We start from the raw sequence: 14,999 nt of genomic DNA, 5'->3' as shown, positions 1-14,999 counted from the left end.
AATAGGATAATCTAAGATGTCGACATCGTCGCTACAAAAAACCGCACTTGGCCATATCCGCGTTCTTGACTTGACGCGGGTGCTTGCTGGTCCCTGGTGCGCACAAAACCTGGCCGACCTGGGGGCAGAAGTCATCAAGGTCGAAAGGCCGGGTAGTGGCGACGATACTCGCACCTGGGGGCCACCTTACTTGCGCGATGCAGAAGGCAATAACACCACAGAGGCAGCCTATTACCTGGCCGCGAACCGTGGCAAGCAAGCCATTACTGTAGACATAGCCACGCCTGAGGGCCAGCAAATTATTCGCGAACTGGCGGCCAAGTCCGATGTGGTGCTGGAAAACTACAAGGTTGGTCAGTTAAAAAAATATGGCCTCGATTATGAATCATTGAAACTGGTCAAGCCTGACCTGGTGTATTGCTCCATCACCGGCTTTGGCCAGGACGGCCCGTACGCGCATCGCGCCGGTTATGACTTTATCGTGCAAGGCATGGGCGGCTTCATGTCACTGACAGGTGAACGTGATGACTTGCCAGGTGGCGGCCCACAAAAAGCCGGGGTGGCGATTGCCGACCTGATGACGGGCATGTATTCCACAATCGCCGTCATGGCTGCTCTGACACACAGAGACAGAACAGGTGAAGGCCAATACATAGACATGGCCTTGCTGGACGTACAGGTAGCCATGCTGGCCAATATGAACATGAACTATCTGGCCAGCGGCAATGCGCCCAAACGCTGGGGCAATGCGCACCAAAATATCGTGCCCTACCAAACCTTTGCTACCTCAGACGGCCATATCATCGTGGCAGCGGGTAATGATGGTCAGTATAAAAAATTTGTACAAATAGGTGGCTTGCCTGAACTGGCAGATGACCCGCGTTTCAGCACCAACCCGCAGCGCGTAGAGCACAGGGATGTATTGGTGCCTATCCTGGCCAACATGGTCAGGCTCAAGAGCAAGCAGGAATGGATCAGCATGCTGGAAGAAGCTGGTGTACCTTGCGGCCCCATCAATAAACTCAATGAAGTGTTTGAAGATCCGCAAGTGCTGGCACGCCAGATGCAGATCAAGCTGCCCCACCCTACCGCCGGTCAGGTCAAGCTGGTTGCCAGCCCGATGAAGTTGTCGGCAACACCGGTTACCTATTCCTCTGCGCCACCATTGCTGGGGCAGCATACCCAGACGGTGCTAACTGATGTACTGGGTTATGACGCCCACCAATTACAGGCATTGAAAACCAAAAATATCATTTAAAAGATAGGCTGCCCAAGCTCTGGCGCAAAAACTCGCGCCAGCTTCGACGGGCTTTACGACAAAAAACACTGCCTTTGTCTTATCCGGCTACGGAACTGACAACTGGCAGGATAAGCTGACAGCACACCTAGCCATCTGCGTATGATGAAATGAATATTAAATCCTTGCAACAGTTTCAAGTTTATTTACAGGCAAACGTCAAGCCCGATACCTACCACATCCTAATGACGATCGTGGCGGACCTGCCGCGTCTGTTAGTCATCAACCTGGCTTGCGGTTTTGCCGTCACCTATGTCTTGCATGCGGGTGGTAGTTTGTTTCAAAACATCGTGTTTTCCATGTTCATAGGCACTTCAGCTTACACACTGATCAAGCTGTTCAAACGTCTGTTCTGGGGTGCAGGCAAGCCACACACTCTTGGTTTTTATGTCATGTGTTTGATGGTTGCCCCACTTGCCTTATTCATAGGCATGGCCATCGCCTACTTTGTCTTCAATTATCCCATTCCCAACATTAGCAAATTCAGGTGGTCCTACCTAGGCAGTGTTATCATAATGACTTGCATAGTCAGCCTGATCGCTGCCTGGTCATTCTGGAGCCGCAGCCGTATGGCTGAGCTGCAAGCCGCCGCTGAAACCGAGAAAGCCAAGAACGCCGGCATAGAAAAGCAAGCCATGCAAGCTCAACTGCAAATGCTCCAGGCACAGATTGAGCCGCACATGCTATTCAATACTCTCGCCAATCTGCAAGGCCTGATTGCGATAGACCCACCACGCGCACAACACATGTTGGCGCAACTGATCGTCTATCTGCGAAATACCCTGAGCTCTTCCCGCTCAGAGCAAACCACGCTGAAACAGGAATTCACCCTCATGCAAGCCTATCTGGAATTGCTGGCGATACGCATGGGAAAACGCTTGCAATACACACTGGATTTACCAGAAGATTTGCAGCAAACCCCTATCGCCCCCATGCTCTTGCAACCATTGGTGGAAAACGCCATCAAGCACGGGCTGGAACCGAAAATGGAAGGTGGCAGCATCCATGTCGTCGCAGAAAAACAAGGCTCACAACTACACCTGAAAGTCATTGACACTGGCCTGGGCCTGCCCTTCAATTATGACGACAGCAAAAATGTCAGTAGCGCGGCGAATAATATAGGTAACGCCAATATTCGTGAGCGCTTGCAAGCCTTATATGGGACACAGGCCAGCCTGAGTCTGCAAGCCAATCAGCCTGAAGGTGCGATTGCCCACCTCAGCATCCCTATTAATTAAATAATCCAGATGACCATGACAGCCAAACGTGCCCTGATTGCAGAAGACGAACCCATACTCGCACTGACCTTGCAAAAAATGCTGGAAAAACTCTGGCCAGAGCTGCAACTCTGTGCCGTGGTTGAAAACGGTGTGCATGCGGTCCAAGAAGCACTGGACAAGCAACCCGACATCCTGTTTCTCGACATTAAAATGCCAGGAAAAACTGGCCTCGAAGTAGCACAGGAACTGGCCGAAGAATGGCCAGATGATAAAGCCTTCCCGCTCATCGTCTATGTCACGGCCTATGATGAATATGCGATAGAAGCCTTTGAACATTCTGCATCTGATTATGTCTTGAAGCCAGTCAGCGAAGAACGTCTTGGCAAGACTGTGCAAAGACTGCAAGCCAGGCTGGCTGATGGCGTGCAAAGGTCAAATGAACTGGATCGCGTGCTCGAACAATTACGCCACCTGGTGCCCTGCCAGGCTTTACCAGGAGGCAATAGCACCGGCAACCAGGCAACACCAGAACGCCTGCGCATTATCCGCGCCGCAGTTGGCAACCAGATACGCATGATCAATGTCGATGACGTGTTGTATTTTGAAGCCACCGACAAATACATTAATGTCGTCACCAGAGAACATTCATCCCTGATACGCAGCAGCTTGCGTGAATTATTGCCACAACTGGATAGTAGTATCTTTTGGCAAATCCATCGCAGCACCGTGGTCAATACCCTGCATATACAAATTGCCAACAAGGATGACACTGGCAAGATCAGCCTGAAGCTGAAAGGTAGTGAAGACAAGCTACAAGTCAGCAGAGTCTATGCGCATCTGTTCAGACAGATGTAAGCTATCCTGATCCAACAAAACCTGACGAAATACAGATGAGTACAACTAAAAACTTAAGCGATTTGCAATGGCAATGTGCCACTTTTGCCGAATTAAGCAATTTGCAATTGCATGCGATATACCAGGCGCGGGCTGCCGTGTTTATCCTTGAACAAAATTGCGCCTATCAGGATGTAGATGGCAAAGACCCGGTTTCACATCATCTGATAGCCTGGACACCTGAAGGCGAAGTCGCGGCTTACCTGCGCATCGTTCCCGCCGGCATCAGTTTTGCTGAAGCCTCGCTGGGTCGTGTCATCAGTACCCAGGACTGGCGTGGCACCGGCGTTGGCAAAGCATTGATTGCAAATGGCATCAAGGCTTTGCATGCGCTCTACCCAGCCGCAACCATCCGCATCGGCGCACAGGCTTACCTGGAAAAATTCTATGGCAGCTTTGGTTTTGAGACGGTTTCTGACATCTATCTGGAAGATGATATTCCCCATCTCGAGATGCTGTTGGTCGCAAAAGCCTGATTAAATCGCTTATAATGCTGCCAAATCAATGACTTACTGAATTTCATCATGCCCGCTGTAATACAAACACCCGATAAACCCTACGTCAATATTTCTGCCTACAAGTTCATCACCTTTGATGACACTGCTGAAAAACGCCAGGTATTTCTGGATAAATGCAAAGAGCTGAATCTGAAAGGCACGGTATTGCTGACGCCAGAAGGCATCAACATGTTCCTGGCCGGTTTGCGCCATGAGATTGATGCCTATATGGACTGGCTGCACCAGGACCCGCGTTTTGCAGACGTCGTCGCCAAAGAAAGTTTTTCTGATCACCAGCCCTTCACCAAGATATTGGTCAAGCTGAAGGCAGAAATCATTACCATGCGCATGCCGCTGATCAAGCCTGAAGAAGGCCGCGCCCCTGCCGTTGATGCCCATACGCTCAAGCGCTGGCTGGACCAGGGTCATGACGACAATGGCAAAGCCGTGGTCATGGTCGATACCCGCAATGATTTTGAAGTCGATGTTGGCAGTTTTGACAATACCATTGATTACCGCATTGCCAAGTTCACTGAATTTCCGGCTGTCATCGAAGCCAATCGCGATGCCCTCAACGATAAGACGGTGGTGACTTTCTGCACTGGTGGCATCCGCTGCGAGAAAGCTGCTATCCACATGCAAAATGTCGGTTTTGACAGCGTCTACCAGCTCGAAGGTGGCATCCTCAAGTATTTTGAAGAAGTCGGTGGCGATCATTATCATGGTGACTGCTTTGTGTTTGACTATCGCACAGCACTGAATCCACAACTGGAAGCCACAGATACCAAACAGTGCTTTGCCTGCCGTGCAGTAGTCACCCCGCGTGAGCAATTGTCCCCCTGGTATATCTCAGGAAAATCTTGCCCACATTGCAAGAAAGAATCGACAGGGGTAGCAGAAACTGAAGCCACAGTTGCTCAATAGTCAAAACTGCTGAAATAGACTTTCAGAAAAAGCATTACTGAATTTATCGGTAATGCTTTTTTTGTTTTCCGCAATGAACTTCATCAAGTTCAACCAGTCTATCCATCTACTCGCCCTATAATCAAGAGCACCTGCTCAGACAAAAAACATCCTCCCAGGGACACCACATGAAACGCATATTACTCAGCACTCTCGCCTTCAGCTTGCTGGCCAATGCCGCCCAGGCAGCAGAAACCAGCCCGGCGACAACAGTCGCCAGAGCGACCTCCCTTGGCTCTGGCATACAGTCAGAAAACTTCGACAAGACTGTACGCGCCCAGGATAATTTTTACCGCCATGCCCAGGGTGCCTGGTTGTCTGCCAATGAAATTCCGGCTGACAAGTCAGACTGGGGCACTTTCATGAAAGCGCGTGAGGATGTGCAACAACAGTTACGCAGCATTGTTGAGGGCGCAGCCAAAGATAGCAAGCAGCTGGCAGGTTCAGATTTGCAAAAAATCGGTGATCTCTACAATAGCTTTATGGATGAGAAAAAACTCAATGCGCAGGGCATCGCTGCATTGAAAAATGAACTGACACAAATCGCGGCAATACAGAATAAAAAAGCCATTCCTGCCTTGATTGCACGCTTTCATGAGATTGGCGTGAACACTCCCTTACGTGTAGGTGTCGGCCAGGACAGCAAGAATTCCAGCCAGTATGCCGTTGATGTCTCCCAGGGTGGCCTGGGCTTGCCTAACCGTGATTATTATCTGAAGCAGGATGATCAGAAAATGGCCGACATCCGTGCAAGGTACAAGGTGCATATAGAAAAAATGCTGACGCTGGCTGGAGAGAAAAATGTAGCTACACAAGCAGACAATATCATCGCACTGGAAACCGAGCTGGCCAAGGTGCAATGGACGGCGGTAGAAAACCGCAACCCGGTCAAGACCTACAATAAATTGTCTGTCGGTGAATTAAACAAGATGACGCCAGCCTTCGATTGGGCAGCTTATTTGAAGGCTGCGCACATGCGTCAAAAAGTGAGCGATCTGATCGTGCAACAGCCCAGCTTCGTCAAGGGCTTTGGCGATAATCTGCATGCCATTCCGCTGGAAAATTGGAAGTCCTATTTCAACTGGCATTTGATCAGTGCTTACAGCCCGTACCTGTCGTCAGAATTTATCAATGAAGACTTCGCCTTCAAGGGTGCGGCGATTGCCGGCATCAAGGAAAACCGCAGCCGTGACAAACGTGGAGTCGCCCTGGTAGATCAGATGCTGGGTGAGGCGGTGGGCAAGATTTATGTAGAAAAACATTTCTCGCCTGAAGTCAAACAGCGCACAGAAAAAATGGTGGGCTATTTCCTCGAAGCCTTCAGGCAGAGCATAGATACCCTGGACTGGATGAGCCCTGAAACCAAGAAACAGGCGCAGATCAAACTCTCCAAAATCAGTGTCAAGATAGGCTATCCAAAACAATGGCGTGATTATTCCAGCCTGACAATAAAGAGCGATGACCTGGCGGGTAATCTCATGCGCGTACGCAAGGCAAATCATGATAGAGAAATCGCCAAGTTGGGCAAGCCCATAGACCGTGAAGAATGGCATATGACTCCCCAGACGGTGAATGCCTATTACAGCCCGGAGATGAATGAAATCGTCTTCCCGGCGGCGCGCCTGCAGTCACCGCTGTTCGATGTGAACGCAGAAGACGCTTTCAACTACGGTTCACTGGGCATTTCCATCGGCCATGAAATCAGCCATGCCTTTGATGACCAGGGTTCGCAGTATGATGGCGATGGCAATTTGCGCAACTGGTGGACTGCTGAAGACCAGGAAAAATTCAAGGCAAAGACCAAGACCCTGGTTGAGCAATACAATGCTTACAGCCCGGTGGCTGGCCATTTCCTCAATGGCGAGCTGACGCTGGGTGAAAACATTGCCGACAATGCCGGTATCGTCATGGCATTGCGTGCCTACAAGCTGTCACTGCAAGGCAAACCTGCCCCTGTGATCGATGGATGGACTGCCGAGCAACGCCTGTTCATGGGCCTGGCTCAAGCCAGACGCGGCAAGTCACGCGAGCAACGTGCCATCACCCTGATCAAGGTAGACCCGCATTCCCCTGGTGAATTTCGCGTCAATGGCAGCCTGGTCAACCATCCTGATTTTTACTCTTCCTTTGATGTCAAACCTGGCGACAAGATGTATTTGACGCCAGAAAAACGCGTCAGCATCTGGTAATCAGCAGCATCCTGCTACCTGCCCTTCCAAAAGCGAAGGCAGGTAGCATGGAAAGTATCCATTTTCCCAATGAGAACAGGATTTGCCACTCTTTTACCAGCTGAGATGGAATGCGGCTAGGTATCAGATTCCACTACCTCTTCTGTAACTATTTGCTACTGACGACAAATAGCTTGTGATTTTATGGTCTTATATTATTGTGGATATTATTTCTACATTAATGGAGACCTCATGTCAGCATCAATTCGTCAATTCGCCCTGATTGCCACTTTTTGTGCAAGCAGCCTGTTACCCCTTTCAGCACACGCTGGACGCGGTTGCATTTCTTGTGGTCCTTCCGGTGGCTCTGAATCCTTGTCTATGGGTGTAGGCATCATCATGCTCGGTGGATTTTCCATGGTGGCCGGATCAGGTGAGATGATCGTTGACACAGTTAAGGCGGGTGCCGATGGCGTCACCGTCGTGTTGAAAGGCTCAACCCAGGCTGTCAGTACCACGGTCAGATTATCTGGCAAGGGCATAGAAAAAGTTGGACTGGTCAGCGGTGCTGTTGTCGAAGTCAGTGCCACCACAACCGGGTATCTGCTGGTCAGTGCAGGCAAGGTAATCGCATTTATCCCGAATGAAATAGGTACTGCCTTGATGCATCACAACAAGGTCTGATCAACTCATATGCGCAAAAACTCACTGACTTCCCACGCTGCGCTGAGCTTGGTCCGGCGCTTACTCATCATCTTCACACTGGCTTGCGCGGCTCCGGCATTTGCAGGGCGCGCCTGCGAAGAAAGTAATTACGACCCCAAGAAAGTCATGCAGGCGCTGGAGTTTGCGCACAAGGCTCAAATCAAACTGGATGAAAGCAAGGCCAATGTTGCCATCATTGCCCGTGTAGGTCAGGATTTGTCCAAATACAATTTACGCTATTCCCATCTGGGCCTGATAGAACGCCTGCCTGATGGTACCTGGTCAGTCATGCATGAACTGAACCAGTGCGGCACTGCCAGCTCAGAATTATTCAGGGAAGGCCTGGGTAATTTTTTCATGGATGACATGTTCGCTTTTGAAACCCTGATCCTCATCCCCAACCCGGAATTGCAGCTGAAAATACAACAAGTAATGACTGATGGCCGCGCCAGGAACCTGCATGCTGCACGATATAACATGCTGGCCTATGCCTATTCCACCACTTATCAAAACTCGAATCAGTGGGCACTGGAAGTCATCGCAGCAGCGCAGGCCAATGATGTGCGCATAGAAAACCGTACGCAAGCGCAAGCCTGGCTTAAATCGGCATCCTATAAACCAGACACTCTCCAGATACCCTCTCTGACACGCCTGGGTGCACGCATGTTCCGCGCCAACGTGGCATTCGATGACCACCCGTTCGACCGCCGCATGGCAGGGCAAATTGATACGGTCACCGTCGAATCCATCGTACACTTCATGATGTCACGCGACAGCAAGGCCGAGAAATTGGTCCTGAAATAACAGCAGCCAGCGTTACCAGTCAGGGCCACACTTCATATGCAGGCCCTGACTGTTCTAGATTGACCTGGTTTGACCGCGCCTGCCAGCAAACCCACAAAAAACCACACCCGCACCGATTAGAAGTTTTATTCAAATACCAAGAATAATCCTTGCCCGCCCTCCCTGCTTCCCGCTAGCATGCATTTAGAACAATAATGAGTTTGCCAATATCAAGATGCAGGCGGCTGATACAGTCGGCCCTGCGTTGCCAGATTTCTATAACAACCAGAGACAAGAGGTAAAAACATGGATAAATTTTGGCTGCAATCCTACCCCAAGGGCGTACCCGCAGAAATCAACTATCAACAATACACTTCGCTGGTGCATATGCTGGAAGAGTCTTTCCAGAAATATGCGCAGCGCAAGGCCTATGTTTGCATGGACAAATATCTGACCTATGGTGAGGTGGATGATCTGTCGAAGAAGTTTGCCGCCTGGCTGCAAAACAAGGGGCTGGAAAAAGGTGCGCGGGTAGCCATCATGATGCCAAATGTCTTGCAATACCCTGTCGTCATCGCCGCAGTCTTGCGTGCAGGCTACACCGCCGTCAACGTCAACCCTTTATACACGCCGCGTGAGCTTGAGCATCAGTTGAATGACTCAGGTTCTGAAGCCATCATTATCCTGGAAAATTTTGCCACGACTTTGCAACAGGTACTAAGTAAAACAAAAATCAAGCATGTGGTCGTCACCAGCATGGGTGATTTGATGGGTGGCCTCAAAGGCATGGTCGTTAATTTTGCGGTACGCCATATCAAAAAAATGGTGCCGGAATTTTCTCTGCCAACTGCCATCAGCTTCAAGAAAGTGCTGGCAGATGGTGCAGCCTTGCAACTCAAGCCTGTCACCATCACGCACGATGATATCGCTTTCCTGCAATATACCGGCGGTACTACTGGTGTCTCCAAGGGTGCCACCTTGTCGCATCGTAATGTCACCGCGAATGTCTTGCAAAATGAAGCCTGGGCACAACCTGCACTTAGCAAGGCACCCAAAGTAGAGTCCATGACCATCGTCTGTGCCTTGCCTCTGTACCATATCTTTGCGCTGACCAGTTGCTGCCTGATGGGTACGCGCCTGGGTGGATTGAATATCCTGATTCCCAATCCTCGCGATATTCCTGGCCTGGTGAAAACCTTGTCCAGTCACCAGATCAGCATGCTGCCTGCCGTCAACACCCTGTATAACGGCTTGTTGAATAATCCGGATTTTGCCAAACTGGATTTCTCTTTATTGAAAGCCTGCAATGGCGGTGGCACAGCCGTCCAAAAATCAGTGGCAGAACGTTGGCAAGCTGTGACTGGCTGCCCCATCGTCGAAGGCTATGGCCTGTCCGAGACATCTCCAGTCGCCACTTGCAACCCGACTGACTCAGTCACATTCAGTGGCACCATAGGCTTGCCCCTGCCCTCGACAGAAATTGCCATCCTCGATGATGCAGGCAACCGTGTGCCATTGGGAGAGCCAGGTGAAATTGCCATACGCGGCCCGCAAACCATGGTGGGTTATTGGAACCGCCCCGATGAAACCGAGAAGGTAATGACAGCCGATGGCTTCTTCAAATCAGGTGACGTCGGCATCATGGAAGCCAATGGTTTTATCCGCGTAGTCGATCGCAAGAAAGACATGATCCTGGTGTCTGGTTTCAATGTCTACCCGAATGAAATTGAAGGCGTGGTCGCTGGCCATCCTGGCGTACTGGAATGCGCCTGCATAGGTGTGCCAGATGCCAATTCTGGAGAAGCCGTGAAATTGTATGTCGTCAAGAAAGATGCTCAGTTGACGGATGAACAGTTGATGACTTATTGCAAGGAACAACTGACTTCCTACAAGAAACCCAAATATATAGAGTTCCGCACTGAATTGCCGAAATCGAATGTGGGCAAGATTTTGCGGCGCGAATTGCGTGACGAGAAAAAAGTTGCGTAAATAATTTGAAGGGAATGCACTATGCATTTCCCTGCAAACAGAAAACAAAAAAACGCCTGACAAGTCAGGCGTTTTTTTGTATCAGGAAGCTGTTCCAGCTTTTTGTAACAAACTCTGCCAGCGCGAGGCCTGTAGCCCCAGCCGTTTGCTGCGGCCTATATACGACCAGGGGTTGATAAAGCGCGTCACATAGCGCCATACCACCAGCGCGGTATCACCCTGCCTGCGGGGTATCACATGCAAGTGTACATGTGCCACATGCTGGTTGGCTGCCTTGCCATTGTTCAGGACCACGGCAGTCGCTTCACTTTCCCCGCCCAGGCGCAAAGCTGATGAAAAGCGGCTCGCCAGTGCAAACAGGTAAGCGACGGTTTCTTCCGGTAATTCTTCTATATGCTGCTGATGCTGATGTGGAATCACCAGCAGATGTCCTCGCGTCAATGGAAACGCATCAAGTATGGCGATGCAATGCTGGTCCCGGTAAACCACTGCAGCTTCACTCTGTCCATTCAGGATGTCGCAAAAAATGCATCTGTGTGTGCTTGCCATCAATTCTTCCTCATACAATTGGATCAATAAAGCTGAATCAATAAAAAACCCGCCAGAGTTTGGCGGGCTGGCCTCGTCATTCTTAAATCTCCTTATGGTCCCTGCACCACTGCTTCTCTTTTCAATTTGTCACCATCACCTGCCATTTTTTGCAGCGCCGGATAATCAATCTTGCCATTTGAATTGAATGGCATCTTGCGCAGCTCTATCAAATCCTGTGGAACCATATAGGCAGGCAATTGCAGAGTGCATGCCTTGAGGATGTCCATTGATGATACGGTAAAGCCACAGCCGTACGCAAGCAAGCCTTGCACACTGCCATCTGCGGCCAAAGGCCAGGGCACGACGGCTACCAGGTCAGATCCACCCAGTCGCCGGATTACCGCCTCCACTTCTTGTACCTCGACACGATAGCCACGTATTTTTACCTGATTATCGATACGACCTCCGTACAATAAACCTGCTTGTGCATCAAAGCTGGCCAGGTCACCGGTACGATACCAGCGACTCGCCTGTTTGCCCTCGAAGTGCATGCTCAGGAAACGCTGGCGTGTCAGTTCGGTGTTTTCCCAATAGCCCTGGGCCAGTTGAGATCCACCCAGGTACAACTCGCCAGTCTCACCTTCGGCTACGGGTGAAAAATGTTCGTCCAGTATCACGACTTCCTGCCCCGGCAAAGGCCAGCCTATGGGCACTACAGGCAAGGCCGCAATGCGCGGGTCATCTGCCTGATAAGGATAAACGGTAAAGGCAATCGTCGCTTCGGTCGGTCCATACAAGTTCTCTATGATGGAATTGGGTGCAGCCGGTTGCCAGTCTTGCGCCAGGCTGGTGGGCAAGGCTTCGCCGCAAAACAGGCTGTATTTGAGGCTGGGCAAAATGTCAGGGCGCAGCGCGTTATAGCGTTTCAGGCAAGCCGCCAGTGAAGGCACGGAAAACCAGTGTGTCAGCTCATGTTGCTGGACAAACTTCAATGGCATCATCATGACACGCCCAGGCACACTGTACAGACACGCTCCGGAACTCAGGCTGACAAAGATGTCGTGCACTGACAAGTCAAAAGTAAAATCAAAGAACTGGGTAAAGCGGTCACCTGGGCCTGGCTGATAACGCTCAATGATATTGGCGACATAGGTACTGGCATTGTCATTGGTGACGGCCACACCCTTGGGCAAACCCGTGCTGCCCGAAGTGAAGAGCACATAGGCGACAGGATTGACTTTCTGTGGCAGGGCAAGGTTGGCTGTATCGGCTTCTGCCATCTGGCGCTTCAGGATGTAAGTATGTTGGCTGGCGCTGGCGGCCCAGGTGGGCAGGCTATCGGTCTCGGGCATCAGCACCATCAATGGATCGGGATAGGCCTGCAATATCTCTTTGGCGGCATCCAAGGAACGTTCATCAACCACGATGGACGTGGATGATGACAGTTCCAGCATACGTAAATTGCGTTGTGCCGGGAACTTCGCATTCAAGGGCACGTAACTCATCCCCGCCAGCAAACTGCCCAACACCGAAGCATAGGCAGTAATGCTGCGGTCAACCAGCACTGCACAACGTTGTTGATGTGCATGCTTGATTTCCCTGTCCAGGGTACGCGAGATTCTGGCTACCCGCAGCAACAGTTCGGCATAGGTATAGACTTGTTCGTCCACCCACAAAGCATTGCTATTGGGGTAATTTCTGGCGGCATTGAGAAAGCCTGAAATCAATAAATTTGCTGTTTTTTTCATGGCAATACCTCTCCCTGACCGCCGCAGCGGTCATGATCGAAAAACGATAAGTCAATTGAACAGTGCCCTCAGCCAACTTGGCCAGAGGGCATTGCTTCAGTTCAAATCAGGCATCAGGTCATGCTCAGCGCATCCTGGGTCTGATCCTGATGCTGAGTAACAAATTGCTTGATCATCGTTGCCAGGTCTTCATCATAGAAATGAGAGAAGTGATCGCCATTTTCATCGAAGGACAACACGCCATTTTCCAGCCCCGCCACCAGGAAGCGGCCTACATCAGCATGTGTCACCAGATCATTGCCGCCTACATGTACCAGCACAGGATGCGGCACATCAGCAGTCCATGCATCGGCACGCTCATTGAACAAGCCGTTCATCATGTTGGCATACCTGAACAGGGATTCCGGCGTACGGAAAGGGACACTGGTCATATACAACAGGAAGGGGTCGGTACTGGTCAAAATGGTGGAAATCATTTTCCTGTCTTCACCATCGTCCGAAGTCGCATGTGCGCCATAAATCAGGTCACAGTACTTTTGCGCAAAGCGATAATTGGCTGCGATTTTCGGGAAAAGCGTACGGATATTTTTTTCAAATTCCGTGATCTTGATTTCATTCGATGCAGGCAATGAAACGCCGCCATTGAGCAGCACTGCCGATGAAATACGATCAGGAAATTCTGCCATGGTACGCAGGCACACCTGGGCACCACTACTCCAGCCAGCGACCGCGCTTTTGGCAATGCCAAAATGGTCAAGTATCGAAATCATATCCCTGGCATGGGTCAGGGAATGGCATTTTTCCAGGTCAAATTCATGCGTGATTGCAGGCACCCAGCGGCTCTCCCAGGTAATGACCTGGAACTGGTCAGACAGGCGTTTGGCCAGCGGGAACATGAAGTCAGACGGCATGCCATAGGCATTCGCCAACACCAGTGGTGGCTTGCTGTTATCCCCCAGGGTCAGCACGCACAGCTCTATGCCATCTGGTGCCGTCACCTGCACGCGGTTAAAGGTGGTACCACTTTGCTGTTCATCCAGTTCCTTGATGAAGGCAGTCAGATAAGTACCATAATCGGCCCAGCTCAAGCCTGCATGTTTGGGCAGGCTGCGGGCAAAATTCTTGATGGTGCGATAGTAGCCGCCATAAAACACCGTGCGCTTGTCAAACAATTCTTCTATCGCCGTTGCCGGCGTATCACGTTCAGGGACGAAGTTGATGCTCTTCATGCCCAATGCCACATCGATTTTTTCCAGCATGGTCTTGACGTTCAAGTCACTGGAATTGGTCAGGTGATACACCTTTTGATCGCCAAAGCCGATATTGCTGAGATAGATCATATCGAACACGCATTGATCCACCGGCACCAGATTACCCGCCGCCGCCAGGTCACCGATCAGGCGTAATGGTGTCTGCAACTTGCTCAGCGTTTCACGCAGGCGGTACATTTCCTGCGTCAAGCCATAGATGCCAAAACGTGTACCGCCACTGCGGCGCGAAGCCAGCGGCCCCATGATGATGGCGGGACGCAGGATGCGGTAATCCAGCCCATTGGCATCACAGAATCTGGCGACTTCGTGCTCACCTTCATTTTTACTGCTTTCGTAAAAATTGTTATAGGCGATATCGACAGGATGCAGGCTTTCCGGTATTTCTCCCGCCATACGGCCGGAGGTATAGGCAGTAGAGATATGCAAATAATGCTGGCAATTGACGCGGCGCGCTAGGTCCATCACATTCTGGGTGCCATTGATATTGTGATGATAAATTTCTTCTTTGTGGCGGTCTTCAAATTTCAGACTGGCAGCGCAATGCCAGAACTCGGAGATGTTGCCAGCCGCGAGTTTTTCCAGGTCAGCCTTGCTGATTGCACACATAGTCTCTGTCATGTCGCCCAGTATGTATTCCAGCTTACTGTCTATGTCGGCCTTGGGAATGGGCTGGTTGTAGGCCGAGGCACAGACTGCAAGTGCATCATACACACGCTGTCTCGCGTGTTCCTGGGATTCGCCCCTGACCAGGACATAGATCTTGCCACTCTGGCGCAAACGCCAGAACAGGAAATTACTACCGAGGAAACCAGTAGCGCCGGTCAGGATAATATTTTTTGTCGTATTGCGGTGGCGGTTCGTCAGTTCCAGCAAGTCACCGTAGCGATAATCAGTTAATTGGTGTTCCATCTTGTTTGTCCTTGTAATTATTGT

General features: G+C 50.7%; 12 protein-coding genes. 9 read left to right on the top strand and 3 right to left on the bottom strand.

What is annotated here, in order from left to right; genetic code table 11:
- The first annotated feature begins 16 nt into the window (after window positions 1-16).
- From H8L47_RS07930 to H8L47_RS07890, 9 genes are all read left to right on the top strand, one after another.
- Complete coding sequence (locus H8L47_RS07930) at window positions 17-1,258, top strand: CaiB/BaiF CoA transferase family protein (RefSeq protein ID WP_186953013.1); 1,242 nt, start codon at window positions 17-19, stop codon at window positions 1,256-1,258.
- A 149-nt stretch (window positions 1,259-1,407) separates the two neighbouring features.
- On the top strand, window positions 1,408-2,535 hold the full coding sequence (locus tag H8L47_RS07925; RefSeq protein WP_186953012.1) for a sensor histidine kinase: 1,128 nt from the start codon (window positions 1,408-1,410) through the stop codon (window positions 2,533-2,535).
- 15 nt (window positions 2,536-2,550) lie between these two features.
- Window positions 2,551-3,372: a LytR/AlgR family response regulator transcription factor gene (locus tag H8L47_RS07920; RefSeq protein ID WP_186953011.1), complete on the top strand. Its 822-nt coding sequence runs from the start codon at window positions 2,551-2,553 to the stop codon at window positions 3,370-3,372.
- A 35-nt stretch (window positions 3,373-3,407) separates the two neighbouring features.
- Complete coding sequence (locus H8L47_RS07915; RefSeq protein ID WP_186953010.1) at window positions 3,408-3,887, top strand: GNAT family N-acetyltransferase; 480 nt, start codon at window positions 3,408-3,410, stop codon at window positions 3,885-3,887.
- Between the two features lie 48 nt (window positions 3,888-3,935).
- Window positions 3,936-4,832 carry a sulfurtransferase gene (locus H8L47_RS07910; RefSeq protein WP_186953009.1) on the top strand — a complete coding sequence of 299 codons (897 nt, stop codon included), beginning with the start codon at window positions 3,936-3,938 and terminating at the stop codon, window positions 4,830-4,832.
- A 167-nt stretch (window positions 4,833-4,999) separates the two neighbouring features.
- On the top strand, window positions 5,000-7,060 hold the full coding sequence (locus H8L47_RS07905; RefSeq protein WP_186953008.1) for a M13 family metallopeptidase: 2,061 nt from the start codon (window positions 5,000-5,002) through the stop codon (window positions 7,058-7,060).
- 231 nt (window positions 7,061-7,291) lie between these two features.
- Window positions 7,292-7,723 carry a hypothetical protein gene (locus tag H8L47_RS07900; protein ID WP_186953007.1) on the top strand — a complete coding sequence of 144 codons (432 nt, stop codon included), beginning with the start codon at window positions 7,292-7,294 and terminating at the stop codon, window positions 7,721-7,723.
- A 9-nt stretch (window positions 7,724-7,732) separates the two neighbouring features.
- On the top strand, window positions 7,733-8,548 hold the full coding sequence (locus H8L47_RS07895) for a DUF2145 domain-containing protein (RefSeq protein WP_186953006.1): 816 nt from the start codon (window positions 7,733-7,735) through the stop codon (window positions 8,546-8,548).
- 285 nt (window positions 8,549-8,833) lie between these two features.
- Window positions 8,834-10,516 (top strand): long-chain-fatty-acid--CoA ligase, encoded by a 1,683-nt coding sequence (locus H8L47_RS07890; RefSeq protein ID WP_186953005.1) that lies wholly within the window; start codon window positions 8,834-8,836, stop codon window positions 10,514-10,516.
- A gap of 81 nt (window positions 10,517-10,597) precedes the next feature.
- Here H8L47_RS07890 and H8L47_RS07885 read toward each other — a convergent pair whose 3' ends face one another.
- From H8L47_RS07885 to H8L47_RS07875, 3 genes are all read right to left on the bottom strand, one after another.
- Window positions 10,598-11,065 (bottom strand): HIT family protein, encoded by a 468-nt coding sequence (locus tag H8L47_RS07885; RefSeq protein WP_186953004.1) that lies wholly within the window; start codon window positions 11,063-11,065, stop codon window positions 10,598-10,600.
- A gap of 92 nt (window positions 11,066-11,157) precedes the next feature.
- Complete coding sequence (locus tag H8L47_RS07880; RefSeq protein ID WP_186953003.1) at window positions 11,158-12,795, bottom strand: amino acid adenylation domain-containing protein; 1,638 nt, start codon at window positions 12,793-12,795, stop codon at window positions 11,158-11,160.
- Between the two features lie 113 nt (window positions 12,796-12,908).
- Window positions 12,909-14,975, bottom strand: coding sequence for an alpha/beta fold hydrolase (locus H8L47_RS07875; protein WP_186953002.1), 2,067 nt, complete (start codon window positions 14,973-14,975; stop codon window positions 12,909-12,911).
- Window positions 14,976-14,999 lie beyond the last annotated feature (24 nt).

The organism is Undibacterium umbellatum (assembly GCF_014284125.1).
GTDB lineage: Bacteria > Pseudomonadota > Gammaproteobacteria > Burkholderiales > Burkholderiaceae_D > Undibacterium > Undibacterium umbellatum.
The sequence above is the reverse complement of the archived record's forward strand: the minus strand, read 5'-3'. Positions and strand labels throughout refer to the sequence as shown.

Excerpts from the sequence above, each read along its gene's own strand:
- H8L47_RS07930 (WP_186953013.1), top strand. The coding sequence starts at position 17 with ATGTCGACATCGTCGCTACAAAAAACCGCACTTGGCCATATCCGCGTT.
- H8L47_RS07925 (WP_186953012.1), top strand. The coding sequence starts at position 1,408 with ATGAATATTAAATCCTTGCAACAGTTTCAAGTTTATTTACAGGCAAAC.
- H8L47_RS07920 (WP_186953011.1), top strand. The coding sequence starts at position 2,551 with ATGACAGCCAAACGTGCCCTGATTGCAGAAGACGAACCCATACTCGCA.
- H8L47_RS07915 (WP_186953010.1), top strand. The coding sequence starts at position 3,408 with ATGAGTACAACTAAAAACTTAAGCGATTTGCAATGGCAATGTGCCACT.
- H8L47_RS07910 (WP_186953009.1), top strand. The coding sequence starts at position 3,936 with ATGCCCGCTGTAATACAAACACCCGATAAACCCTACGTCAATATTTCT.
- H8L47_RS07905 (WP_186953008.1), top strand. The coding sequence starts at position 5,000 with ATGAAACGCATATTACTCAGCACTCTCGCCTTCAGCTTGCTGGCCAAT.
- H8L47_RS07900 (WP_186953007.1), top strand. The coding sequence starts at position 7,292 with ATGTCAGCATCAATTCGTCAATTCGCCCTGATTGCCACTTTTTGTGCA.
- H8L47_RS07895 (WP_186953006.1), top strand. The coding sequence starts at position 7,733 with ATGCGCAAAAACTCACTGACTTCCCACGCTGCGCTGAGCTTGGTCCGG.
- H8L47_RS07890 (WP_186953005.1), top strand. The coding sequence starts at position 8,834 with ATGGATAAATTTTGGCTGCAATCCTACCCCAAGGGCGTACCCGCAGAA.
- H8L47_RS07885 (WP_186953004.1), bottom strand. The coding sequence starts at position 11,065 with ATGGCAAGCACACACAGATGCATTTTTTGCGACATCCTGAATGGACAG.
- H8L47_RS07880 (WP_186953003.1), bottom strand. The coding sequence starts at position 12,795 with ATGAAAAAAACAGCAAATTTATTGATTTCAGGCTTTCTCAATGCCGCC.
- H8L47_RS07875 (WP_186953002.1), bottom strand. The coding sequence starts at position 14,975 with ATGGAACACCAATTAACTGATTATCGCTACGGTGACTTGCTGGAACTG.